This is a genomic window from Caulobacter sp. S45 (genome assembly GCF_903642205.1).
Lineage (GTDB): Bacteria > Pseudomonadota > Alphaproteobacteria > Caulobacterales > Caulobacteraceae > CAHJWH01.
On the sequence record NZ_CAHJWH010000004.1, the window covers coordinates 19,685 to 43,488 of the forward strand.

Below are 23,804 nucleotides of genomic sequence, written 5' to 3' on the forward strand. Positions count from 1 at the left end.
TAGAAGGCGGCGCTCCGGATGGAGCCGCCAGGGCTGAGTTCAATGACCGATCTAAAGGCCGGCGTCGTCGGCGCCGGCGTCTTCGCCGGCTTTCATGCCCGCAAGTACGTCAGCCTGCGCGAGGTGACGCTGGCCGGCGTCTATGACCCCGACACCGCGCGGGCGCGGGCGCTCGCCGCCGACCTCGGCGTACGCGCGTTCGACACCCTGCAGGACCTGCTGGACGCCTGCCAAATGGTGACGGTCGCCAGCCCCGCCTCGACCCACGCCGAGGTGGCGGAGCAGGCCGTCGCCGCCGGCCGCCATGTCTATGTGGAGAAGCCGCTCGCCCGCACGCTCGAAGCTGGCGCAGCGCTGGTGGAGCACGCCGCCCTGCGCCGCCTGGTGCTCGCCTGCGGCCACCAGGAGCGGGTGGCGTTCGCCGCCATGGGCCTGCTCGACACGCCCGAGCCGCCGCGCCGGCTGGAGTCGGTGCGCCGTGGCCTTCCAGGTCCCCGCTCGCGCGATGTCTCCTGCGTCCTGGACCTGATGATCCACGACCTGGATCTGGCCCTCCAGCTCGCCGGCGACGACATCCTGTCGGTTACAGCGTCTGGCGAGTTCGACGAGGTGCGCGCCGAAATCGTCTTTCGCGGCGGCCTGCGTGCAGTCCTGCAGGCGTCGCGCATCGCCAGCGCCCGCGAGCGCACCATGCACCTGCAATACTCGTCCGGCGCGGTGGCCGTGGACTTCCTCACCCCGTCCTTCGCCAACTCCGCTCCCTTCGCCCTCGACCCGCTGTTCGCCGTCTCGCCGGAAGGCCGCGATCCGCTAGGCGCGAGCGTCGGCGGCTTTCTGTCGGCGGTGCAGGGCAGGACACGGCGACCGGTCGTCACCGGGGAGGAGGGGTTGGCCGCCCTGGCCCTGGCCCTTAGCGTTGAGCGAGCCGCCGGTCTTCAGGCCGGCTTGGTCTGAACGCAGACGCCAGCCGTCGCCTCGTCCAGGGCCTGTCGAAGGCCGAGGCGGCTGACTGCGGCGGAGCGGCGCCGTCCTTCGGCAGGCTCAGGAGGAGGCCGGATGGAACGTGCGCGATCCAGCTCCACCGCTGACCCGTTGCGCCATGGCCCGGCCGCTGGTACATCCCCGCCCTCGGCCATAACCGAGTGCGCCGGCGGCTTGTCGTCTCCGGCGTCCTCGGCATTGGCGGAGGTCGGCGCTCCCACCGGGCTTCGGCCGGCTTAGGAGTGTAGCTCAGCTGGTAGAGCATCGGTCTCCAAAACCGAGGGTCGTGGGTTCGAGTCCCCCCACTCCTGCCATCTTGTCCATCCCACCTGCGGCGCTGACGTTTCTGCGACGCGGGCCCATATGGGGGTCTCGATCCCCTCTCGAGCGTAGGATTTGCGAGCCGTCCGATGGCTAAGGATCAAGGCGTGAAGACGCCGGCCAAGACGCCGGCCCCCAAAGCTCGGGCGACCGCCGTCGCCAAGCCGGCCGTCCCTGCGCCTGCGGCGGCCAAGGTCGTGCCCGCCGCCCCCAAGACGCGCACCAGCCCTCAGCAGTTCTGGCGGGAGGTGCAGGTGGAGGGCCGCAAGGTCACCTGGACGCCTTGGAAGGAGACCTGGATCACCTCGGTGATGGTGGCCATCATGGTGGTGATCACCGCGATCTTCTTCTCCGTCGTGGACGGATCGCTCAACTTCCTGATGCAGCAGTTCCTCCGGCTCGCGAGCTGAGGACTTAAGAAACATGACCAGCACAACGACCGCCGCCCCGCACCTGCCTCCGGGTCCTCCGACCAACCCGCACCACAAGTGGTACATCGTCCACGCCTACTCCAACTTCGAGAAGAAGGTGGCCGAGGCGATCCGGGACCAGGCCAAGCAGCAGGGGATCGGGGATCATTTTTCCGAGATCGTGGTCCCCACCGAGGACGTGGTGGAGATCCGGCGGGGCCGGAAGTTCAACTCCGAGCGCAAGTTCTTCCCCGGCTACGTGCTGGTGCGCATGGAGCTGTCGGACGAAGCCTATGTGCTGGTTAAGAACACCCCCAAGGTGACCGGCTTCCTGGGCTCCCAGTCCAAGCCCGCGCCGGTCTCCGAGAAGGAGGTGCAGCGCATCCTGGGCGCGGTGGAGGAGGGGGTGGAGCGGCCGAAGCCCACCATCCGCTTCGACATCGGCGAGCAGGTCCGTGTCACCGACGGCCCGTTCCAGAGCTTCGTCGGCTCGGTGGAGCAGGTGGACGAGGACCGTGCGCGGTTGCGCGTCACCGTCTCCATCTTCGGCCGCGCCACGCCGGTCGAACTCGAATACGGCCAGGTGGAGAAGGGCGCGGGCTGAGCCCCGCTCCACCATCTGACCGGAGCGACGGAATCATCCGCCGCAAACCCGTGGGAGGGGCGTCACCCCGCACCACGGCTCACTGGCGGGGCTAATCCCGCGCAAGCCAGGAGGAGATCATGGCTAAGAAGATACTGGGCTACGTCAAACTGCAGGTGAAGGCCGGCTCCGCCACGCCCTCGCCGCCGATCGGGCCGGCGCTCGGCCAGCGCGGCGTGAACATCATGGGCTTCTGCAAGGAGTTCAACGCGCGCACGGCCGAGATGGAGAAGGGCACGCCCCTTCCCACCGTCATCACCGTCTACCAGGACAAGTCGTTCACCTTCGTCACCAAGACGCCGCCGGCGACCTTCTTTCTGAAGCAGGTCACGGGGCTGAAGTCCGGCGCCAAGAACACCGGCAAGGAAGTGGTCGGCAAGGTCACCCGCGCCCAGTGCCGCGACATCGCCGAGAAGAAGATGAAGGACCTCAACGCCGCCGACATGGACGCCGCCTCCAAGATCATCGAGGGCTCGGCGCGGTCCATGGGCCTGGAAGTGGTGGACTGACATGGCCAAGCAAGTTCAAGCCAAGCTGACCAAGCGCGAACAGGGCTGGACCGTGGAGCGCGACAAGCTCCATGGCGTGGAGGAGGCCATCACCGCAGTGAAGGCCAACGCCCGGGCCAAGTTCGACGAGTCGGTGGAGATCAGCGTCAACCTCGGCGTCGATCCCCGCCATGCGGACCAGCAGGTCCGCGGCGTCGTCAACCTGCCCTCGGGCACCGGCCGTGACGTCCGCGTCGCCGTCTTCGCCCGCGCCAACAAGGCGTCCGAGGCCACCGCGGCGGGCGCCGACGTGGTTGGCGCTGAGGACCTGGTCGAGCGCATCCAGGGCGGTTTCCTGGAGTTCGACCGGGTGATCGCCACCCCGGACATGATGGCCCTGGTCGGCCGTCTGGGTAAGGTGCTGGGTCCGCGGGGGCTTATGCCCAACCCCAAGGTCGGCACCGTCACCCCCAACGTCGCCCAGGCCGTCAAGGACGCCAAGGGCGGTGCGGTGGAGTTCCGGGTCGAGAAGGCGGGCATCGTGCACGCCGGCATCGGCAAGGTCAGCTTCACCGACGACGCCCTGCTGGCCAACGTGCGGGCCATGGTCGACGCCCTGTCCAAGGCCAAGCCCTCGGGCGCCAAGGGCCAGTACATCAAGAAGATCGCGCTCAGCTCCACCATGGGGCCGGGCGTGAAGGTCGAGCCGTCGACGGTGGCTCAGGCCTGATTATCTTCGCTCGCCTCGCCTTTCGGAGGTGAGGCGTCTTAGAGATACGAGGGGCGGGTCCGTAAGGTCCCGCCCTTTTCGCGTTAATCGAGGTCTGGCGTGCCCGCTTCGGTGACGGCCCCAAACACCCGCTCGAAGCCCGCCTTCAGCGCTGCGTCCGCCTCGTACAGGGTGACCGGAAAGCCGAGGTCCACCAGGCTGGTGACGCCGTGCTCGCGCAGGCCGCAGGGCACGATGCCGTCGAAGTGGGCGAGGTCCGGCGCCACGTTCAGGCTGATCCCGTGGAAAGAGACCCAGCGGCGCAGGCGCACGCCGATGGCGGCGATCTTGTCCTCCCGCGGTGGGCCGCCCGCGGCCGTGCGATCCACCCACACCCCCACGCGGCCGGGCCGCAGCTCGCCCTTGACGTTGAAGGCGGCGAGCGCGTCGATGATCCAGGCCTCCAGCGCGCGGACGAAGGCGCTCACGTCGCGTCTGCGCGCCGTCAGGTCCAGCATGACATAGCCTACGCGCTGGCCAGGCCCGTGGTAGGTGTACTGGCCTCCGCGCCGACTCTCGAACACCGGTAGCGCGCCTGGCGCCAGTAGATCAGCGGCCTTGGCCGAGACGCCGGCGGTGTAGAGCGGCGGGTGTTCCAGCAGCCAGACCATCTCGCCCGCACGGCCTTCCGCTATGGCCAGCGCCCGGGCCTCCATGACGGCGACGGCGGCGGGGTAGGGGACCTGCTCCGTCGAGACCGCCCACTCGGTTTTTGCTCCGTCCGTGCGCCGCATGCCGAAGCGATCGGGAACCCCTCCGGCCTCCGAAGGCGCCTGCGGCAGCGGGCGACTTAACGCCGAAGTCATCATGATCGGGCACTTTGGATGTGCGGCTCGCCTGTGCAAGGGCTGCACGGGGATGTCGCGCGTTTGAGCCAGATCGAGTCGGTACAGGTCGAAATCTCGGTGCTGCTCGGTCGCAGCACCTTGCCCATGCAGCAGTTGCTGCGCATGGGCCGCGGTGCAGTGATCGCGCTGGACGCCCGGGAAAACGACGAGGTCTGGATCCTGGCCAACAACCATCCTGTGGCCCGCGGCGAAATCCACATCAACGAGGACAAGATCGCCATCAGTGTGACCCGCGCCGCCAACGTCTACGACTTCATGGCCGGGGGCTGAGTCCTCCGCATCGGCGCGCCCCCTTCACAGGGCGGCCGGCGTTTGCTAGGTCCGCGCCTCCAAAGCGAGCGGTCGTGGCGGAATGGTAGACGCGCAAGCTTGAGGTGCTTGTGGGGTAACACCCGTGGAAGTTCGAGTCTTCTCGACCGCACCAAGCTGAAGGGGTCGTCGGCCCTGCCTACATCGTCGTGATGAGCCCGTTTGTCGCCTTCGCAGCAGCCCTCCTCGCCCTGTCCGGCGTCCAGCCGGATACCGCACCGGCGAGCCGCGCCGACGAGGTCGTGGTCAAGGCCCGCAAGACTGTCGTGGTCGTCGCCAACGTCTGCCCAGCCCCAGATCCGGTCCGGTATCGGGCCGAGCAGTCACCGCGGGTCCTGGATAGCCATCCTGCCCAAGGTGGCGTGACCGCCCCTGGCTTCGTGCGTGTCCGGGTGAGCTTCGACGCTCCCATGAGCTGCTTTTCGGAGGTGACGTCGGACGGCGGCGAGAGCGACCCTTGCCAACCCGATGGTACATGGGAGCTTCCGGGACGCCGCAGCTTCGTCATGCAGTGTCGGCTGGAGCCGTCCACCGACTATCGGATGCGGTTCAGGCGAGCCGAAGGCCAGGGTTTTGTCGGCCTGTCCGGCCGGCCCGCGGAGCCCTTCGACCTCAGCTTCAGCACATCCTCAGGGCCGTCGGTCACTTCGCCCGAGCAGGCCGTCAGCCTTGATCCCGGCGCGCCCGGTGAGCGTGGTGTATCTGCGTATGTCATCTGCGGGAACAGACCCAGCCCCGCCGGGCGGCGGGATTGCCAGCGTACGATGCTGATCCCGCCGGCCCACTAGCCAGGGCCAACGCCCTGGCCGTCAGTCCCCCAGCTCTTCCAGCAGCGTCATCAGGGCATCGAGCCGATCCGGGCCGAGCGGGGTGTTGAGCTTCCAGACCAGCCGCGCGTCGCGCAAGGTCAGGTCAGGACGGCCCTCCGCCGCTCTGCCGGCGTCGTGGGCGTCAACGAAGTCCAGCGCCACGCCCTTCGGCCCGACGGACAGCCGGGTCAGACCGAGCTCTCGCGCCCGCCTGCCCAGCGCCGCCAGGGCGAGCAGGGTTTGAGCCTCCTCCGGCGGCGGTCCGAAGCGGTCCTCCAACTCGTGGGCGAAAGCGTGCACGGCCTTGGGCGTGTGCAGCCGGCTGAGCTTGGCGTACAGGTTGAGCCGCACCTCCGCGTCGGGGATGTAGCTTTCCGGCAGGGCGCCTACCTCGTCCAGGGCGAGGTCCGGGTCGGGCCTGTCGTCCACCGCCTCACGCCGGGCCTGGCGCACCGAACGTTCGAGCAGCCACTGGTAAAGGCCGACCCCGATCAGCTTCAGGTGACCCGCCTGATCCTCGCCCACCAGGTCGCCCGCGCCGCGGATGTCCAGGTCGCGGGCGCTGATGGCCAGCCCCGCGCCCAGGCGGTCATAGGCGACCAGGGTCTCCAGTCGGCTCCGCGCAGCGTCGCTCATGGGATGGGCGGGGTCGTAGAGCAGGTAGGCGCTGGCCTGTACGCGCCCGCGCCCCACCCTGCCGCGCAGCTGATGCAGCTGGGCCAGGCCGAACTGGTCGGGATGATGCACCAGCATGGTGTTGGCGCGCGGGACATCCAGACCACTCTCGATGATGTTGGTCGCCAGGAGTACGTCGCCGTCTCCATCGGCGAAGCGGACCATGACCTCGTCCACCTCCTGCGCCGGGAGTTCGCCGTGCGCGACGAGCAGACTGAGCTCGGGCACGAGATCGGCCAGCTGAGCGCGCAGGTCCTCGATGTCTTCGATACGTGGCGTGACCACGAAGCTCTGGCCGCCGCGCGCCTGCTCGCGTTGCAAGGCGGTGCGGATGGTGGCCGGGTCGAAGGGAGACAGAAGGGTGCGGACCGGGCGTCGCCTCGCGGGCGGCGTGGCGATGACGCTGATGTCCTGCAATCCCACCAGCGCTGCCTGGAGCGTGCGTGGAATGGGCGTGGCGGTGAGGGTCAGGACATGGGCGTCCGGCGCCAATGCGTGCAGGTCGGCTTTCAGCTTGGCTCCGAAACGCTGCTCCTCGTCGACGATCAGCAGGCCCAGGTCCTTGAACGCCAGGTCCTTGGCGGCGACTGCATGGGTGCCGACCACTAGCCCGATCTCGCCGCTTGCGAGCCCCTCCCGGGTCGCCTTCGCCTCGGCGGGCATGGCGAGACGTGAGAGATGGCCGATCTGCACGCCCGTTCCGGCGAAGCGTCGTTGGAAGGTCAGCAGGTGCTGTCGGGCCAGCACCGTGGTCGGCGCGGCCACGACCACCTGGCGTCCCGTCAGCGCCACGGCCGCCGCCGCGCGCAGGGCGACCTCGGTCTTGCCGAAGCCCACGTCGCCGCACACCAGCCGGTTCATGGGACGGCCGGCGCGGAGGTCTTTCATGACCGCGTCGATGGCGGCGCCCTGGTCGCGGGTGAGCGGATAGGGGAAACGGCTGAGGAAGCGTTCGTAGCCCTGGCGAGGCGCGGAGATTTCGGGGGCGCGGGTCTCATCACGCACCTTGGCTAGCGAGACCAGTTCACGGGCCGTGTCGGCAATGGCGGCCTCAACCTCGGCGCGGCGCTTGGCCCAGCCCCTCGTGTTCAACCTGTCCAGCGGAACGACATCGGCCTGGGCGCCGTATCGCCAGACCTTTCGCAGCTCGTCTGCAGGCACGAGCAGGGCTGCACCGTCGTGATATTCGAGGCGGGCGGTGAGCCGCGGCTTGTCGTCCGCCGTCACGGTCTCCAGAGCCCGCAGCACGCCAACGCCGTGATCCTCGTGGATGACCAAGTCGCCGAAGCGGAGGTCCGGTTCAACCTGCAGCCCGCTGGCTTGCGTCTGGCGGCCGGAATGGTGCGCTCTCGCGCCCAGCACGTCGTGCGCGGTGATCACGCAGATGCGCGGGCGCTTTAGCTCGAACCCGCGCCCCAGATCGACGGAGAGGCCGAGTAGGGCGCCGCCCTGCGCCTTTCGTACCGAACGCCAGTCTGTCGCCGTCACGCAGCTTCGGCCGCTGCGCCGCTCCACTTCGCGGGTCAGCCGATCAAGGTCGGGCTTGACGCCCGCCAGCACCGCGACGCCCTTGTCACCGAGGACCGACGCGATGCGGTCCACCGCCTCCTGCAGCGGCCGTGCGGCCAGGGCGAACAGCGGGGTCTGAAGAGCCTCCGGCGTCAGGTCCAGCTGGTCGCGCCTGTCCATTTCCGCATCGAGCGCGCCAGCGTAGAGCGACTCGGGTCGAGCAGGGGCTGGTCGTGTCCGGTCCACCGCCGCCGCCTGAGCCGTCTCAAAGGCGAGGATAATCTGGTCCGACAGCCCCTTCAGCCGCTGACGGGCGCCTGTCCCGAAGCTCAACGCGGCCCCAGCGGCGTGATCGAGCAGGGAGACGAGCGGTCCGCTGAGCCGGGACAGGTCGTGTTCAACGCCAGGGGGCCTGGGCGCCTCGGGGGGAAACACATCTGGATCGGCGCCTTCCTGCGGCGCGATCAGTTCGGATGCAGGCCCCAAGGTCAGGCGCTCCAGGCTCCCCGTGGAAAGCTGGGTCAGGGGATCAAACGTCTGGAGCCCCGTCACCCGGCCGCCCTCGATCAGAAGTCGGCATGGCTGGGGCAGGGACGGCGGGAAGATGTCGAGCACCTCGCCCCGCAGGCAGACATCGCCGGGCTCGGCCACTTCCTCCTGCACGCGATAACCCGTCCGGTAGGCGAAGGCCGTGATCTCCGCCACCTCGTCATCGCGGTCGACGGCCACCTCGTGCTCGACCGAGGCGAGCGCGTCGGGCGCCAGGGTCAGCTGGATCAGCGCCTCCGGCGAGGTCAACACCAGGCAGGGCGACTGTCGCTGACGATGTAGAGCGAGCAGGACGCCCATGCGCGCGCCCATGCTGGCGGCGGAGGGCGAAGCGCGGTCGTAGGGCAGGCAGTCCCAGGGCGGGAAGATCAGCACCTCGGCATCGGGGGCGAAGGCCTGCACCAACGGCGCCAGCTCGTCGGCTTCGCGTTCGTCCGTCGCGACGTGGATCAGATCGCTTCGAGCGTCGTCCATCGTTTCCGCCAGCGCCGCCGCCATGGCGCCGATGGGCGGCGATCCGAACGCTTCCGCGTCTTGCGGCTCCTGCGTCGTGAGCGCGCCCTCTGCGCTCCCGGGCGGCTGCGGCGGCGGCTTGTCCATCGAAGATCCCTGAAATGGACCCGGTCAACCGCAGGGGAGCGTCGGTGTTCCGCCTTCGCCGCGGCCTTGGATCGCTAGGTCGGGGCGTCCCGGACGGGCTGCGCCTCTTCCGAGGTTGGGTTGATCGGGCCGCGCATGCTGCCCACCCATTCGCGCCAGAGCAGGATCAGGGCCGCCAGCACCGCAGGCCCGATGAACAGGCCCACCAGCCCCCATCCCTCCACCCCGCCCAGGATGCCGAACAGCACCCAGACGAACGGCAGCTTGGTCGCGCCTCCGATCAGGACCGGACGGATGAAATGGTCGGCGACGAAGGTCACCATCAGGCCGAACACCACCACCACCACCGCCGCAATGACCTTATTGACCGCCAGCAGCGCCACCGCCGCCACTGCGATGGCGATGGCCGCTCCGAAGGGGATCATGGCGAGGAAGGCGGTGAACAGCGCAAACAGCGTGGCGTGCGGAACGCCCGCGATCATGTAGGCGATGCCGATGATCACGCCCTCGCCCAGTCCTACAAGCACCAGCCCGTTCACCGTGCCGTGGATGGACAGGATCATCTGCCGCGCCACGTCCTCCCCGGCCGGTCCGAAGGTGCGTCGGCTGGCCACACGGAGCTGATCGACGACCCCGTCCACGTCGCGCAGCAGGAAGAACAGGGCAAGCAGCATGAAGCCCAGCAAGACCACCCGGTGCAGCGCCTCCGCTCCGAAGCGGCGCCCGAACTGCAGCAGCCCACCCTGCATGGCATGGGTGGTCAGGTCGGAGATGGCGCCCGGCTCGCCGATCCGGCTCCGCCAAAGGTCGGTCAGCTTCTGCCCCTCGGGTAGGTTCTGCAGGAAGGGAGGAGGCGGAAGCCCGTTGGTGCGCACCTGCTGCATCCATTGGGCCATGGAGTGGGCGTCCGTGGCCGCGGGCACCGCCACCAGTGTCAGCGGGATGACGAAGATCAGCAGGATGGCCAGGATCACCAGACCTGGCAGAAGCTCGCGCCTGTGGTTCGGCCAGCGCCGGGCGAGGCGGTGGAAAAGCGGCCAGACTGCGATGGCGATCACCACCGCCCAGACCAGGGCGGGCAGGAAACCGCCGAGCGTGTGCAGGCCCGCCAGCAGCAGCAGCCCTGCGGCGATCAGGCCGGCGGTGAGCTGGCCCCTTGACATGGCCGTGGGCGCATCCCTGACCCATGTCCCGGGCTTCGCCTCGTCCTCGGCCATGATCTCTGCCCCTTAAAGGATTATCTAAGGCCCACTGCCAAGGTCGGTTGCATAGGCCAGGGATCGGCCGGGAAAACTCAGGCCTCCAGCTCGATGTCCCAGTAGAGGTAGTCCACCCAGCTCTCATGCAGGAAGTTGGGTGGGAAGCGTCGGCCGAGGTCCTGCAGCTCGTACATCGTGGGGCGGCGGACGTGACGGCCGGGATGCATGCCGGCCTCCTTGGGCGTGCGGCCGCCCTTGCGCAGGTTGCAGGGCGCGCAGGCCGTGACGATGTTATCCCAACTGGTCCGGCCGCCTCTGGAACGTGGCAGGATGTGGTCGAAGGTCAGGTCCGCCTGTGAGCCGCAATACTGGCAGGTGAAGGCGTCGCGCAGGAACAGGTTGAAGCGGGTGAAGGCCGGGGGCCGGTCCTGGGCTATGTAGCTCTTCAGCGCCACCACGCTCGGCAGCCGCATCTCGAACGACGGGGAATGGACCTTGACGTCGTAGGAGGACACGACCTCGACCCGCTCCAGGAACACCGCCTTGATCACCTCCTGCCACGACCACAGCGACAGCGGATAGTAGGACAAAGGCCGGAAGTCGGCGTTCAGCACCAGGGCCGGCCAGCCCGAGGGCGGTCGCTTGAGCACCTGCATGGACGCCTGGCGCGCCGCGGCCCGCATGTTCGAGGCTTCGATGCGGCTGGAGCTTACAGCTTGACTGAAGACCGACCTCCTTTGATCAAGGACGGTGTGTCGCCACTCGCCGGCCCACGTCAAGGCTTAAGCGATTCTCCGCGACAGCCTAGTGACGCTCGCGGGCGCCGCCCTCACTGCATCAGCTGGACGTTCTGGCGCTGATTCCCGACACCGGTCGGCACTGGGACAGGCGAGATGGAGTAGTTGGCGTTAATCACAAGCTGCGCTCCGCCGTTCACCGTGAAGCCCTTTGCGGCGATCACCGTCCAGGGCGATGTAGCACCGGATTTGGCGGTGCCCTGCACGGCTAGAGTGGCCGTCGGCACGTAGACGGTGCCGGTCAGGCCTGTGATGAAGTCGCTCTGGAGGGAGAAGGTGGGGGTAGTGTAATTGCGGTCAGCGATGATGACGAATCCAGCAAGTGGTCCGCTCTGGCGACCACTCAGGTTCACCGCCGTGCCGCTTCCCGACAGGCTCATTCCTGCGGCTGAATCGAATATCACATCCACGTCCGTTCCCGTCACTGTCGACCCGCCGCTGACCGTCAGCGTCTGGCAGAAGTAATGGTCGCCGGCGCCAAGTGTCAGCTTGCTGCCTCCCGTTACAGAAACGGGTCCGGTGTGGATGCCGGCGGCCAAGGTCTGGGCGGCTCCCCCTCTGATGTTGGTGGGCGTCGCCGTTCCTGAGCATGAACTCGGATTGACGTTCAGCCCGGCGAAGGGGTCCGCGATGACCGGTGCGAGCAGGTTGGCCGCCGGCGTGATCGGCCCGGTGGCGACCGTGCCCGCCTCGCTGGCCGAGGTGAGGATGGAGGCGGCCGGATCGGCGACTAGCGACTGGTTGGAATGCACCAGGCATTGGCCGGCCTGGAGCTGGCTCGTCCCGGTGACGTGGACGGTGTCGGACAGGGCGGGGGCGATCCCCAGTACGCAGAGCGGGACCGTGTTCACGCCCCTGGCGGTCGAGGTCGAGTGGGTGTGGAAGCCACCGAGCGGTAGCAGGTTGCCGAAGAAGGAGACGCGCTGGGTGTCTATGGCCACCGTCATGGTGTTGTTCTGGCCGACGGTGGCTGCGACCGTGACCGTCGCATTGGCGGCGATGTCCGCCAGCTGGGCCTGGGCGTAGTTCTGTGTCCGCTGGTCGGCGCCGACGGGAGTGACGCCAAGTTGCGAAGCGCCCATCAGGGCGGCGGAATCGGCCACGTCCTGGGTCCGCTTCCTGTCCGCCAAGACCTGGTTCAGCTGGACTGCGCCCAGGCCCGTCACCAGCAGGACTGGCAAGGTGAGGGCGAAGATCATGGCTACGTTGCCGCCTTGGGCGCTGATGCCGCTGAGCTTGAGTTCCCGCACCCCGTTCCCGGCGCGGGTCAGGCGCCGGAGAGCCATCACGCGGGGTGTCTCGAAGATGGAGGAGGATCGACTGTCTCCGCCAGCAGCATGGCGTATCGCAAGGCGGCCTGGCGGAGTTCCGGCGAGCCTCCAACCGCCTGGCGGACCAGTTCCGCACCCTCGTGCGCCAACTTCCGCAGGCCCGCCTGGAGCGCCGTCGCCTTCGGCGATGGAGCGTTGGAGCCGCTGTCGCCCCGGCCCGCCCTCATCACATAGCGGATCTGGTAGCTCAGCAGGCGCCAGTTGATCGGCTTGACGAGGAAGGAGGTCGCACCGGCCTCGAACGCCCGGTCGATGGCGCCCACGTCCTCACGACCGGTGACGACGATCACCGGCAGCTCTCGCGTTTCCGGCCCGGCCCGAAGTTTGGCGAGCACCTCGAACCCGTCAAGCCGCGGCATCTCCAGGTCAAGCAGGACGATGTCGGGGTGGAGCGCCGCGACTCCCTCCAGGGCTTCCACGCCATCGCAGGCGAGGGTCACCTGCGCCTTGTCGGTGGACAGGTGGACCATCGCGAACTCGCGCATGATCGGGTCGTCGTCGACGAACAGGATGTGGACGGCGTCTTGCAGGACGTAGAAGAACGAGCTGCTGTCCGCGCGATCCTCCACGTCTTCACCACCCCTCTGATCCGACACTCTCCCGCCTTAAGCCCGCAGTCATTAATCACGGGTAACCCGGTAACCACGTCCGCAGAGTCCGCGGGCCGTGGAGTGGACATGGGCGGCTCTACGGACGCGAAGCTGAAGCGCATTCCCGTCCGCAGGCGACGCACCCTGCGGGGCAAGCTGAGCTTCCTGGTGGTTTCTTCGGTCGGAGTGGCGGTGGCCCTGGTGGCCGGCGTTTCGGCCTGGCGGGACGGTCAGCGCGATGCGGCCATGCAGGTCGACCGCCTGCGCGCCACAGCCACCGTGATGAGCTCCCTGTCCGCCGAGGCCACCGCCGCCGGCGACCGGACCCGGGGCTTCGAGGTCATCCGCTCCATCTCCCGCATGCCGGGTATCTTCTACGCCAGCATCGAGCAGTCGGACGGACGCGTGCTGGTGCAGACCGGCTCGGGCGCGCGGCTCACCAGCGATGTCTCCCTGAACGCCGAGGGCCATGAGCGGCCGAGCCTGGCCTCCCAGCTGCAGAGCCGCACGGTGGAGGTCTCCGCCCCGATCCGCTCCGGCGTCCATGTCGTCGGCCGGCTGGTCCTGGTCAGCCGCACCGAGGGCGTTCTCGGACGGCTCACCTCCAGCCTGCAGGTCAGTCTGTTCGCCGCCGCCGCGGCCCTCCTGATGGGGCTGATGGTGGCCTGGCGGATGCAGCGCGGGATCACCACCCCCGTGCTGGCGCTCACCCGTTCCATGGACCAGGTGCAAAAGGACCACGACTTCAGCGGCAGCGTGCAGGTCCAGGCCGACGACGAGATCGGCGAGCTGGTCGCCGGCTTCAACCGCATGCTGGGGGAGATCCAGACCCGCGACGCCTCCATCGCCTCTCACATGGCCGGCCTGGAAGGGGAGGTCGCCGCCCGTACCGCCGACCTGCGCGTCGCCAGGAACGTGGCCGAGCAGGCCAACAGCGCCAAGTCCGACTTCCTGGCCACCATGAGCCATGAGATCAGGACGCCTATGAACGGCATCATGGTGATGGCCGAGATGTTGGCCGCGGGCGAGATGCCGCCCCGCCAGCGCCGTTTCGCCGAGGTGATCGCCAAGTCCGGCTCAAGCCTGCTGGCCATAATCAACGACATCCTGGACTTCTCCAAGATCGAGGCCGGCAAGATGGACCTGGAGTCCGTGCCGGTGGACCTGGCGGACGTGGTCGAGGACGTCTGCTCGCTGTTCTGGGAACGCGCTGCCTCCCGCGGGCTGGACCTGGCGTCCTACGTCGATCCAGCGACGCCTCGGCTCGTCGCCGGCGACCCGGTGCGCCTTCGCCAGGTGATCGGCAACCTGACCAACAACGCCATCAAGTTCACCGAGGCCGGCGGCGTCTTGATCGAGGTGGAGCCCGACACGCCGAACTCCGTGCGCATCAGCATCCACGACACCGGCGTCGGCATCCCCAAGGACAAGATCGGCAGCGTCTTCGGCGCCTTCAGCCAGGCCGACCAGTCCACCACCCGCAAGTTCGGCGGCACGGGGCTGGGCCTGGCCATCTGCAAGCGGCTGGTGGACGCCATGGGCGGCCGCTTCCACGTCACCAGCGACGTGGGCCGCGGCTCCACCTTCGCCTTCCGCCTGCCGGTGCAGGCGCTGGAGGCCGCCGCCCCCTGGCCCAAGCCCCGGCGTTTCGGCGAGAAGGTGCTGCTTGCGTCCGCCGGCCTCTCAAGCCGCCGGGCCATGGCGCGGTATCTGTCCCGGGCCGGCTACAGCCTGGCCAGGCAGGGAGACGAGCCCGTCCTGGTGGTGGGCGATCCGGCGGCCCTGCGCGAGCCGATCGACGGTGATGCGCCGAGGGTCTGCCTGGCGGCTTATGGCGACTCCGCTCCCCATGAGTTGCAGCGGGCGGGCCTCGCCCACGCCGTCCTGATCCAGCCTTTCCGCCGCCGCGACATCGAGGCGGTGCTCCGTCAGCTGCAGGCGGGCGAGATGCTGAACGACCCGCAGGCGGACGCCGGGTCCACCCCGCAGGCCGAGACCTTGCCTAGCTTCGTCGGCGCCCGCGTGCTGGTCGCCGACGACAGCGCGGTGAACCGCGAGGTCGCCCAGGAGGCGCTGAGCCGGCTTGGCGTGGAGGTCAAGCTTGTCAACGACGGTCGCGAGGCGGTGGACGCGGTCTTCGCCGAGTCGTTCGACTTGGTGCTGATGGACGGCTCCATGCCCGAGCTGGACGGCTACGACGCCACCCGCGAGATTCGCGCACGGGAAAGCGAGATCGTGCGTCCGCGCGTGCCCGTCGTCGCGCTGACGGCCCATGTGGTGGGCTCCGCGGCGGACGCCTGGCGAGGCGCCGGCATGGACGCGGTGCTGCACAAGCCTTTCACCCTCGCCTCCCTGGCCAAGATGCTCGGCCAATTCCTGAATGCCAGCGCACCCATGCAGGTCGTCACCGCCGCACCTCAAGCTGTGCCGGAACCCATCCTTCCGCCGCCGCCCAAGACAGGACCTGCGCTCTACGGTGGCGAGCCGCTCATCGACGAGGAGATCGCCGCCCAGCTTCTCGCCATGGCGGCCGCTGGGCGCACTGAGTTCGTCGACCGCGTGCATGGCCTGTATCGCGACAATGCGCCGGAGAGCGTCGCCAGGCTCGCCGAGGCGGTGAGCGCCCGCGACGCCGCCGCCGCCGCCAAGGCCGCCCATGCCCTGAAGTCCATGAGCTACAACGTGGGCGCACGCATCGTGGCGCGCATGGCGGGCGACATGGAAGCCTCCGCACGGGACGGCCGCCCGCCCGCGCTCCAGGCGGTGGAGGAGCTGAACCGGGTGCTCGGGCGCACCCTTTCGGCCATCACCGAACGGGGCGGTAGCGAAGTCGCCGACGCCGAGTTCGACGAGACCTTGTCGCCGAAGGACGCCGAGCTGCTGCGCGACCTGAAGGAAGCGCTGGCGCTTGATCATCTCACCCTGGCCTACCAGCCCCAGGTGGATCGCGAGGGAGAGACGATTGTCGGCGTCGAGGCGCTGCTCCGCTGGACTCACCCCATACGCGGCCCGATCAGCCCCGCCCTCTTCATCCCCCTGGCCGAGCAGGCCGGGCTGATCGGGCGCATCACCACCTGGGTGGCGGACCGGTTGCTGGCCGAGACGCGCTATCTGAACGGCCTGCAGGTGGCGTTCAACGCCTCGGCCATCGAGTTCGCCGACCCGGGCTTCGTGGACCGGCTCTACGGCCTGATCCAGCACCACGGCTATGACCCCCGCCGCCTGGAGGTGGAGATCACCGAGACCGCCATCCTGCAGAACGAGGAGCACGTCCGAAGGAACATAGACAAGCTGCGCGCGCTCGGCATGAAGGTGGCGCTGGACGACTTCGGCGCGGGCTATTCCAGCCTCGGACACCTACGGCGCTATCCGTTCGACAAGCTTAAGATCGACCGGGAGTTCATCACCGACTGCTCGCGCGACATGCAGGCGGCCACCATCGTGCACGCGGTGGTCTCCATCGGCCGGGCGCTGGGCATGAAGGTCATCGCCGAGGGGGTGGAGACCGAGACCCAGCGCAAGTTCCTGAAGGTCGCCGGCGTCCACGCCATGCAGGGCTTCCTGTTCGGCAAGGCGGTGGGCATAGACGAGCTGACCCGCATGCTGGCGCGCCCGATGCAGAGGGCGAGCGCTTAGCTCCTTCATCCGTGAAGGAGAGGGGGCTACCCCCCGTGCCGTTGCGCCCGGGCGCGCAGGCCGCGGCTGGCCAGCAGCATCTCATAGCAGAAGCAGCCCAGCGCCCCGATAGTGCACAGGATCGCCGCTCCGAACAGGCAGAACAGCAGCAGACCCGCGCCGCTGTTTCTGATCGCTCCCAGGAACAGTGTCAGCGTCGCGCCTGAGGTGGCGGTGCCGCCAACCGCCCCCAGGATCACAGCCGCATCCAGCACCCGCGAGCGGTGCCGCAGATAGGCGAGCTGGTGGCGGTAGGCCGACTCCCCCGGGTTCATCTCGGCGTCGAGGCGGGCGCTGACCGCATCCACCTGATCCGCCACCCGCCCCAGCCGCGTCGAGAAGACGTTCAGCAGCGCCGCGATGCCGGAGAGCAGGAAGACCGGCGTCAGCGCCAGCTGGATGATGTGGGCCACGGTCTCCAGCGAGCTGGTCTGTGCGGTCAGGCTCTGCATCGTGCGGGCTCTAGAAGCTTCGGTGAGCGACGGGCAGCCTCCTCAGGCCTTCGCATCCGAGCGCTCCTGCGCCTCCTCCTCGAACACGATTTCCATCACCTCCTTGACCGACGTGTTGGTGAACCGGGCTTCGCGGAAAGCCCGGTTGATCCGCTTGATGGCGCGGACCTGGTCCTCGTCCATCCGGGCCAGGGCGTTCACGTGCTCCAGGTGCACCTCGTCCTTGGTCATGCTGTCGGCTCCTCAAGGTCTGCACATGGCGGCGCCGTCTCTCATGACAAGGCCGGGAGATCGGATGACACCCGCATCAAAACCTGCAAGCCTCACGTCAACAAAGATAACGAATAGGGAGATTAGGGCCATGATCCTCGAATTTCCATCGCGCGACCCCCAGGGACAGGCGCTGGGCGAACGGCTGCGCGGCGCGCGGGAGGCGCGGGGCGCGAGCCTGGAGAGGCTGTCGGCGGCGATGCGGATCAGCCCTGACAAGCTCCGCCGGGCGGAAGCGGGCCGCGAGCGTCTGAGCGGCTCCGAGCTCTACGGAGCCATCCTTGAGCTGCATCTGCCAATGGACCTGCTGTTCAAGGCGCGCAGCCCGCCTTCCTCCGTGACCTGAGCCCGTCCAAACGGCTCGAACGAAGCCGGCGCCAGGACGTTGAAGCCTCCATCTCCAGCGAAGGTGCGCCATGACGCCTGACGAACGCAACCTGCTGCAGCGATTCCTCTCGGATCTTGAAGCCACCCGCGGCGCGTCCAAGGACCCGGACGCCGATGGCCTGATCAACGTCGCCCTGCGATCGAACCCCGACGCCCCCTACCTGCTGGTCCAGCACGCCATCTTGGCCGACCAGGCTTTGCAGGTTGCCCAGCAGCGGATCGAGGCGCTTGAACAGCAGCAGGCGCCTGCCAGGGCGCCGGTCTCTTTTCTCGGCGGCGGCGGCCAGCCGGTCCAGCCCCAGCCGCAGAGCGGGTACTGGAACCAGCCGCCGCCCCAGCCGCAGAGCCCGCTGTCGCCGGGAAGCGGCCTGGGCGGGTTCCTGCGCAGCGCGGGGACGCTCGCGGCCGGCATGGCCGGAGGCGAGTTCCTGGCCCAGGGCCTGTCGAACCTGTTCTCGCCGCGCGACTGGTAGCGGAGCATGAAAGACCGGCGCCTGGACGAGCCGCCTCAACACGCTTAACCCGGAACGGCGCCTCCAGGGGAAGTGACATGAGCGGTCCAAGTCTGCCGTTCGGAGCGACGGTCCTGACCCTGCTCCTGATGTCGAGCGGCGCGCAGGCCCAAGCGCCGGCCAAGGATGCGAGCCTGTCCGCCCCTGCCGCGCCCGCATCGCCGGCGTTCACCGCTGCGCCCATCACCAGCCCCGACCTGGACGATGTGCCGGCCGCCGCCGCCTCGCCCAATCCCGCCGCCGAGTACGAGAAGCGCGTGGTGATGATCCCCATGCGCGACGGGGTGAAGCTCTACACCGTCATCATGGTCCCAAAGGGCGCGCACGATGCGCCCATGATCCTGACCCGCACCCCCTACAACGCCGCCAAGCGGGTGCAGCGCACCGACAGCCCGTCGCTGCTGGCCAGCCTTTCCCAGGGCGACGAGGTGTTCGTGCGCGCCGGCTACATCCGCGTCTTCCAGGACATCCGCGGCAAGTACGGCTCCGAAGGCGCCTACGTCATGACCCGGCCGCCGCGGGGGCCGCACGACCGCAACCCCCAGACCTATGTGGACAACATCTTCTTCGCCAAGCCGCAGGACTACGTGGCGTCTACCCAGAAGGTGTTCCACGCCTGGGCGCAGGCTAGCGCGGTATGGCTGCCGGTCACGCCCTGAGTCGCTTAATGTCTTCGACTCGAATTCGACAAACAAGGAGGAGGGCAGGTGTTCAGTCACATCATGATCGGTAGTAACGATATCGCGCGCTCGAAGCAGTTCTATGACGCGCTGTTTGCGGCCACCGGGGGCAAGCCCGGCAAGATCGACCCGAAGGGCAGGCTGGTCTACGCCAAGGACGGCGGCCGGCTGATGGTGACCAAGCCCATCGACGGCGGGTCTGCGACCTGCGCCAACGGCGCCACCATCGGGTTCGCAATGGCCAGCCCTGAGCAGGCCGACGCCTGGCACAGGGCCGGGGTCGAGAATGGCGGCGAGTCCGTCGAAGACGCGCCCGGCGAGCGCCAGGGTCCCGCCGGCCCGTTGTATCTCGCCTATCTGCGCGATCCGGACGGCAACAAGCTGTGCGCCTTGCATCGCATGGCGGCCTGACCGCCCGCTAGGCCTGGAGGATGTCGAGCTCCACGCCCAGGCTCGCCAGTGTGTCCCAATAGCCGGGGAAGGTCTTGGCCACGCAGCCGGGGTCCTCGATGGCGACGTTCTCCAGGCGCAGGCCGAACAACGCCAGGCTCATGGCCATGCGATGGTCCTTATAGGTCCGTAGCCGGATGAGCCCGGTGGGCGGTGGAAGGTCCGGGGCCCCCAGCACGACCAATGCGTCACCCTCCTCGCGCGCCAGCCCGGCACGCAGGCTTTGCAGCTCAATCGACAGCGCGCTGAGCCGGTCGCATTCCTTCACCCGAAGGTTTGCCAGGCCTGTGAACCGCACAGGCGTGGCGTTGAAGGCCGCCAGGACCACGAGCGTCGGCACGGCGTCCTGCATCTGCGATCCGTCGATCATCGCAGGCATGTGCGGGAAGGCGGCGATGAGGGCGTAGGCCGATGCGTCGGGCTGGGTGAAATCTTGTGACGGCAGGCCGACGTCGATGCGTCCACCGGTAAGCCGTTCGGCGGCCCACATGTAGGTGGCGGCGGAGGCGTCGGGTTCGATTGCGAGGTCGCAGGGGCGGTAGCCGGTGGGCTGAACCCGCCAGGCGCCGGGGCCGGTCGCCTCCGCCGTCGCGCCGAAGCGCTCCATGGCGGCTAGCGTCAGTTCTACATAGCCCCGGGCGCCGATGTCGGCGCCCGTCAGCGCCACCTCCACCGGTTCGCGGGCGCAGGCGGCGAGCATCAGCAGGGCGGAGACGTACTGGCTGGACAGGCCCGCATCCACCTCGACCCGGCCGCCCTCCAGACCGCCTCGACCCAGGATGCGCACGGGCGGACAGCCGGTGGGAGCCTCGGCCTTCACCCCCAGCGCGTCCAGCGCCTGCAGCAAGGGGCCGATCGGGCGGCGGCGCATGTGGGAGTCGCCGTCGATCACCACTTCACCCTCTGTGAGGGCGGCGGCTGCGGTCAGGAAGCGCGTGGCCGTGCCGGCGTTGCCGAGGAAGAGCGGCCCGGTGGGCGCAAGCAGACCACCCCGGCCGGTCACCTCGAAGGTGGTGGCGTCCGGCTCGTCCACCGTCACGCCCATCGCCCGAAGGGCCTGGGCCATGTAGCGGGTGTCGTCGCTCTTCAGCGCGCCGGTGAGCCGGCTGCTTCCCCGCGCTAAGCCAGCCAGCAGCAGGGCGCGGTTGGTGATCGACTTGGAGCCCGGCAGTTTCACCTGCCCAATCAGCGCGCGGCCAGGGGGGCGGACCCCCAGCACCTGGCTCATCAGAGCATCGCCAGCAGGACGCGGAGCGCCGCCACAGTGGCGAGCGGCTGGTCTAGGAAGACGTGGTGGGCCGCATCTGGGATCGAGGCGAACAGGGAGCTGTCCGGCGCGACCTCGCGTGTGTGAGCCAGGTTGTCCGGTCGCACGATGGCGGAGCGGTCACCATACAGGAAGGCCAGGCGACAGCGGGCGCTACGCGCGGCCGTTTCCGCGTCCTCCTGCGCGGAGCCTGAGAGCTTCTGGAAGACGTAAGGGTCCGATCGCCAGGTCCAGCGTTCCGGACTGTCTGCCGTCTTGATCCGCTTCAGGGACTGGCGGCCGATGTGGTCCACCACATAGAGGTTGTCGCAGGTCTGATAGGGCATCAGCCGAAAGCGGGACAGAGCCTCATCGAAAGTGGCGTAGGTGCGGTGCGGACGGGTGTCCAGCGTGGACGTCGACTGAGCCTTGGGGAGCGATATGGCGGCGTCCAGCACCACAGCCGCCCGAAGTTTCAGCTCCGGGTTGGCGGCGGCGTTCAGCAACGGGCGGCTGCCGAAGGAGTGGGCTACAAAGACCGGCGGCCCCGCCTCATGCAGGCCCGCGGCCATGGCCACAGCCGCCATCTCGCGGGCGAACTGCGCCACATCATAATGTTCACGCCAGCTGGACCGGCCAGCCCCGGACATGGACAGGGCGGCTACCCGGTGGGTCTCGGCGAAAAAGGGGGCGATATGGTCGAACCAGTCGGCGCTCGCCATGCCGCCATGCAGGAAGAGCAAACCCGGTTGACCGCGCTCGCCCCAGGTGAGGATCTCGATTTCGGCGCCCTCGACGGATGTGACGCTGCGCTCGGGCTGGTGGGCGATGGCGGCGTCAAACCATTCCGGTGCGGGCGGCCGATCCCCCTGGAAGGCGGCCAGTGGCGTGCGCAGGCGCCGATCGAGGTCTAGCACGGGATCGGACATGGACGGCGGCTCTCTAGCGATGCGAGCGCTGGCCTCGCCCGGCTACGGGCTAGCGCCCGAGCCGCGCTGCAGCAACGGTCCGGGTCGCAAATCGCGCCATCCGAGATGGATCAGCGCCCGGTGAAGCTCGGACGGCGCTTCTCCACGAAGGCGTCGACGCCTTCGCAATGATCGGCTGTCTCGTGCGCCATGGCCTGGAAGGCGGCCAACAGCTTCAGCGTCTCGGCCAAGGTGGCGGGCTGTGCCTTGCGCAGCAGCAGCTCGCTCAGCCGCACCGCCCGGGGCGGGTTCCGCCGCAAGGCAGCGGCGAGGTCCTCGCATAAGCGCGCTCGGTGATGGCGTTGCGGGTCTGCGGCCGGTTCAGCTTCACGCTAGCGACGCGGCCGTCGACGGCGTCGGTGGTGAAGGCGGCGCTCACAGGATCGGCGTCTAGTCCGCAAGGGTCATCACGCCGGCTCCACCTCGAACTGCAGTCGGGCCAGGCGCGCATAGAGGCCGCCTCGGGCAAGCAGCTCGGCGTGGCGGCCTTCCTCCACCACCCGGCCTTCGTCCATGACCACGATACGGTCGGCGCGGAGCACGGTGGAAAGGCGGTGGGCGATGACCAGGGTGGTGCGGCCGCTCATGGCCTGCTCGAGCGCCCGCTGCACCAGCCGTTCGTTCTCCGCGTCGAGCGCGCTGGTGGCCTCGTCCAGCAGTAGGACGGGCGCGTCTCGGACAAGGGCGCGGGCGATCGCCAGCCGCTGGCGCTGGCCGCCGGAGAGGGTCTTGCCGCGCTCGCCGAGCCGGGTGGCGAAGCCTTCCGGCAAGGCGTCCAGAAAACCCTCCGCCTGGGCGGCGCCGGCGGCGGCTCGAACGGCGGCCTCGTCCGAGTCGAAGCGGCCGAAGCGGATGTTGTCTAAGGCGGAGCCGGAGAACATGGCCGCGTCCTGGGCGACCAGCGCCAGCCTGGCGCGCACCTCCGTCGGGTCCGCCTCACGTACGTCCACGCCGTCCAGGCGCACCAAACCACCTTGTGGGTCGTAGAAGCGCAGCAGCAGGCGCAGCACCGTGCTCTTGCCCGCTCCTGAAGGTCCGACCAGGGCCACGGTCTCTCCGGGCGCCACCTTCAGGCTGAAGCCGTTCAGGGCCGCCATTTCAGGGCGGCCGGGGTAATGGAACACGACGCCTTCGAAGGCGATCTCGCCGCGGGCCGGCGAGGGCAGGGGACGCGGATGGGCGGGCGGGGCGATCCCTGGCCGCGCGGCCAGGAGCTCGCCGATGCGGTGCATGGCGCCAGCGGTCTTCTGCACCTCGCCCCAGACCTCGCCGAGCGCGTTGACCGCGCTGGCCGCCAGGATGGCCAGGATGATGAACTGCAGCAGCGCGCCGCCGGTGAGCTGGTGCGCCCGCACAGCCTGGGCGCCGAGCCACAGCACGCCCACCACGCTGCCGAACACGAAGATCATGACAGCCACGGTGAGGAAGCCCCGCGCCTGCAGCCGCTTCAGCGAGGTGGCGAAGGCCGTCTCCACCGCCTCGCCGAACTGCACGCCGGCGCGCCGTTCGCGGCCGAAGGCCTGCACGGTGTCCAGCTGGTCGAGCGTCTCGCCGGCATAACCCACCGCCTCGGCGAAGCGGTCCTGGGCGGCGGTCGAGAGTGTTCGAACCCGACGACCGAACAGGATGAGAGGGACCAGCACCACGGGCACGACCAGCAGCACGGCGAGGGTCAGCTTGACGCTGACGAAGGCCATCAGCACCAGGGCGCCCAGCATGGTCAGGCTGTTTCGCAGCGCGATGGAGCTGTTAATCCCCACCATGGTCTCCACGATAGCGGTGTCGGTGGTCAGGCGCGACAACACCTCGCCGGTGCGCATGTACAGGAAGTAGGCTTGGTCCAGGCCCAGCACGTGGGCGTAGATGCGCTGACGCAGGTCCGCCACCACTCGCTCGCCCAGCCGGTTGACAAGGTAGAAGCGTGTCCCGCTGGCCACCGCCAGCAGCGCCGCCACGCCGAGGCCGCCTAGGAAATAGAGGTTCAGGGTCGACCCCGTCTCGCTGGTGAAGCCGTGGTCGATCACCAGCCGCGCAGCGACGCTGAGGCTTAGCGTGGCCCCGGTGGAGAGCAGCAGGAAGACGAGCGCGGCAGCGGCCAGACCCTTGTGCGCGGCGATGTAAGGTCCGAGCGTCCGCAAGGGGCGCAGGTCGCGCGACCTGCCTCGGCGGTTCTCCGCCTTGAGCATATCACCCGCCAGCGCAGCTCCACGGCTTGGACGGCCAGGGGCGTCGATAGACTCGGCCGGGGCGGAAAGCGCCTTTTCAGTCATCATAGGTCCTTAACCGTACGGGGAGGGCCGGGCCTTGTGGAAAGCGGGACAGTTGATGTATGGACG

General features: G+C 68.7%; 24 protein-coding genes and 2 tRNA genes. 14 read left to right on the top strand and 12 right to left on the bottom strand.

Going from position 1 to position 23,804, the window contains the following annotated elements; all coding sequences use genetic code 11:
- Positions 1-42 precede the first annotated feature (42 nt).
- The 6 genes from HUV06_RS01025 (at position 43) to rplA (ending at position 3,573) form a co-directional block, all read left to right on the top strand.
- On the top strand, positions 43-954 hold the full coding sequence (locus HUV06_RS01025; RefSeq protein WP_174299410.1) for a Gfo/Idh/MocA family protein: 912 nt from the start codon (positions 43-45) through the stop codon (positions 952-954).
- A 265-nt stretch (positions 955-1,219) separates the two neighbouring features.
- Positions 1,220-1,295: transfer RNA gene (locus HUV06_RS01030), tRNA-Trp, on the top strand.
- Positions 1,296-1,409: 114 nt separating this feature from the next.
- Complete coding sequence (gene secE, locus HUV06_RS01035) at positions 1,410-1,712, top strand: preprotein translocase subunit SecE (RefSeq protein WP_371810936.1); 303 nt, start codon at positions 1,410-1,412, stop codon at positions 1,710-1,712.
- Between the two features lie 13 nt (positions 1,713-1,725).
- The gene (gene nusG, locus HUV06_RS01040; protein ID WP_174299412.1) at positions 1,726-2,316 is read left to right on the top strand and encodes a transcription termination/antitermination protein NusG; all 591 of its coding nucleotides are present in this window, start codon (positions 1,726-1,728) and stop codon (positions 2,314-2,316) included.
- 119 nt (positions 2,317-2,435) lie between these two features.
- Complete coding sequence (gene rplK / locus HUV06_RS01045) at positions 2,436-2,864, top strand: 50S ribosomal protein L11 (protein ID WP_174299413.1); 429 nt, start codon at positions 2,436-2,438, stop codon at positions 2,862-2,864.
- A gap of 1 nt (position 2,865) precedes the next feature.
- Positions 2,866-3,573: a 50S ribosomal protein L1 gene (gene rplA / locus HUV06_RS01050; RefSeq protein WP_174299414.1), complete on the top strand. Its 708-nt coding sequence runs from the start codon at positions 2,866-2,868 to the stop codon at positions 3,571-3,573.
- A gap of 83 nt (positions 3,574-3,656) precedes the next feature.
- Here rplA and lipB read toward each other — a convergent pair whose 3' ends face one another.
- Positions 3,657-4,346, bottom strand: coding sequence for a lipoyl(octanoyl) transferase LipB (gene lipB / locus HUV06_RS01055; protein ID WP_174299415.1), 690 nt, complete (start codon positions 4,344-4,346; stop codon positions 3,657-3,659).
- Between the two features lie 90 nt (positions 4,347-4,436).
- On the opposite strand from lipB, the gene HUV06_RS01060 reads away from it, so the two are divergent.
- The 3 genes from HUV06_RS01060 (at position 4,437) to HUV06_RS01070 (ending at position 5,557) form a co-directional block, all read left to right on the top strand.
- A complete protein-coding gene (locus HUV06_RS01060) occupies positions 4,437-4,730 on the top strand; it encodes a FliM/FliN family flagellar motor switch protein (protein WP_174299416.1) in 294 nt (97 codons plus the stop codon).
- 68 nt (positions 4,731-4,798) lie between these two features.
- Positions 4,799-4,884, top strand: a tRNA-Leu gene (locus HUV06_RS01065).
- A gap of 37 nt (positions 4,885-4,921) precedes the next feature.
- Entirely contained in the window at positions 4,922-5,557 is a 636-nt protein-coding gene (locus tag HUV06_RS01070; RefSeq protein WP_174299417.1) for a hypothetical protein, read from the top strand.
- A gap of 21 nt (positions 5,558-5,578) precedes the next feature.
- Here the strand turns inward: HUV06_RS01070 and HUV06_RS01075 are convergent, their stop codons facing one another.
- The 5 genes from HUV06_RS01075 to HUV06_RS01095 form a co-directional block, all read right to left on the bottom strand.
- A complete protein-coding gene (locus HUV06_RS01075; protein WP_174299418.1) occupies positions 5,579-8,911 on the bottom strand; it encodes a TRCF domain-containing protein in 3,333 nt (1,110 codons plus the stop codon).
- 74 nt (positions 8,912-8,985) lie between these two features.
- On the bottom strand, positions 8,986-10,128 hold the full coding sequence (locus tag HUV06_RS01080; protein ID WP_174299419.1) for an AI-2E family transporter: 1,143 nt from the start codon (positions 10,126-10,128) through the stop codon (positions 8,986-8,988).
- Between the two features lie 77 nt (positions 10,129-10,205).
- The gene (locus HUV06_RS01085) at positions 10,206-10,766 is read right to left on the bottom strand and encodes an HNH endonuclease (RefSeq protein ID WP_174299438.1); all 561 of its coding nucleotides are present in this window, start codon (positions 10,764-10,766) and stop codon (positions 10,206-10,208) included.
- Between the two features lie 173 nt (positions 10,767-10,939).
- Positions 10,940-12,193, bottom strand: a complete 1,254-nt coding sequence (locus tag HUV06_RS01090) for a TadE/TadG family type IV pilus assembly protein (RefSeq protein ID WP_174299420.1) — start codon at positions 12,191-12,193, stop codon at positions 10,940-10,942.
- Complete coding sequence (locus HUV06_RS01095) at positions 12,193-12,807, bottom strand: PleD family two-component system response regulator (RefSeq protein WP_254600809.1); 615 nt, start codon at positions 12,805-12,807, stop codon at positions 12,193-12,195. The genes HUV06_RS01090 and HUV06_RS01095 overlap by 1 nt, the downstream gene beginning before the upstream one ends.
- A gap of 108 nt (positions 12,808-12,915) precedes the next feature.
- Here HUV06_RS01095 and HUV06_RS01100 point away from each other — a divergent pair, with 108 nt between their 5' ends.
- Positions 12,916-16,464: an EAL domain-containing protein gene (locus tag HUV06_RS01100; RefSeq protein ID WP_174299421.1), complete on the top strand. Its 3,549-nt coding sequence runs from the start codon at positions 12,916-12,918 to the stop codon at positions 16,462-16,464.
- A gap of 26 nt (positions 16,465-16,490) precedes the next feature.
- On the opposite strand, the gene HUV06_RS01105 is transcribed toward HUV06_RS01100, so the two are convergent.
- Together HUV06_RS01105 and HUV06_RS01110 are read right to left on the bottom strand one after the other, a co-directional pair.
- On the bottom strand, positions 16,491-16,955 hold the full coding sequence (locus tag HUV06_RS01105) for a DUF2721 domain-containing protein (protein WP_174299422.1): 465 nt from the start codon (positions 16,953-16,955) through the stop codon (positions 16,491-16,493).
- A gap of 42 nt (positions 16,956-16,997) precedes the next feature.
- Positions 16,998-17,186, bottom strand: coding sequence for a hypothetical protein (locus HUV06_RS01110; RefSeq protein ID WP_174299423.1), 189 nt, complete (start codon positions 17,184-17,186; stop codon positions 16,998-17,000).
- 130 nt (positions 17,187-17,316) lie between these two features.
- Here HUV06_RS01110 and HUV06_RS01115 point away from each other — a divergent pair, with 130 nt between their 5' ends.
- From HUV06_RS01115 to HUV06_RS01130, 4 genes are all read left to right on the top strand, one after another.
- Positions 17,317-17,571 (top strand): RodZ family helix-turn-helix domain-containing protein, encoded by a 255-nt coding sequence (locus HUV06_RS01115; RefSeq protein ID WP_174299424.1) that lies wholly within the window; start codon positions 17,317-17,319, stop codon positions 17,569-17,571.
- A gap of 70 nt (positions 17,572-17,641) precedes the next feature.
- Positions 17,642-18,085, top strand: a complete 444-nt coding sequence (locus tag HUV06_RS01120) for a DUF2076 domain-containing protein (RefSeq protein WP_174299425.1) — start codon at positions 17,642-17,644, stop codon at positions 18,083-18,085.
- Positions 18,086-18,162: 77 nt separating this feature from the next.
- The gene (locus HUV06_RS15930) at positions 18,163-18,783 is read left to right on the top strand and encodes a CocE/NonD family hydrolase (protein ID WP_254600810.1); all 621 of its coding nucleotides are present in this window, start codon (positions 18,163-18,165) and stop codon (positions 18,781-18,783) included.
- A gap of 48 nt (positions 18,784-18,831) precedes the next feature.
- Entirely contained in the window at positions 18,832-19,215 is a 384-nt protein-coding gene (locus HUV06_RS01130; protein WP_174299426.1) for a VOC family protein, read from the top strand.
- A 7-nt stretch (positions 19,216-19,222) separates the two neighbouring features.
- Here HUV06_RS01130 and HUV06_RS01135 read toward each other — a convergent pair whose 3' ends face one another.
- The 4 genes from HUV06_RS01135 to HUV06_RS01150 all read right to left on the bottom strand — a co-directional run bounded on the left by HUV06_RS01135 (position 19,223) and on the right by HUV06_RS01150 (position 23,738).
- Positions 19,223-20,482 (bottom strand): 3-phosphoshikimate 1-carboxyvinyltransferase, encoded by a 1,260-nt coding sequence (locus tag HUV06_RS01135; protein ID WP_174299427.1) that lies wholly within the window; start codon positions 20,480-20,482, stop codon positions 19,223-19,225.
- A complete protein-coding gene (locus HUV06_RS01140) occupies positions 20,482-21,429 on the bottom strand; it encodes an alpha/beta fold hydrolase (RefSeq protein ID WP_174299428.1) in 948 nt (315 codons plus the stop codon). The genes HUV06_RS01135 and HUV06_RS01140 overlap by 1 nt, the downstream gene beginning before the upstream one ends.
- A 110-nt stretch (positions 21,430-21,539) precedes the next feature.
- Entirely contained in the window at positions 21,540-21,728 is a 189-nt protein-coding gene (locus tag HUV06_RS01145; protein WP_174299429.1) for a hypothetical protein, read from the bottom strand.
- A 147-nt stretch (positions 21,729-21,875) separates the two neighbouring features.
- Positions 21,876-23,738 (bottom strand): ABC transporter transmembrane domain-containing protein, encoded by a 1,863-nt coding sequence (locus tag HUV06_RS01150; RefSeq protein ID WP_174299430.1) that lies wholly within the window; start codon positions 23,736-23,738, stop codon positions 21,876-21,878.
- Positions 23,739-23,804: the final 66 nt, after the last annotated feature.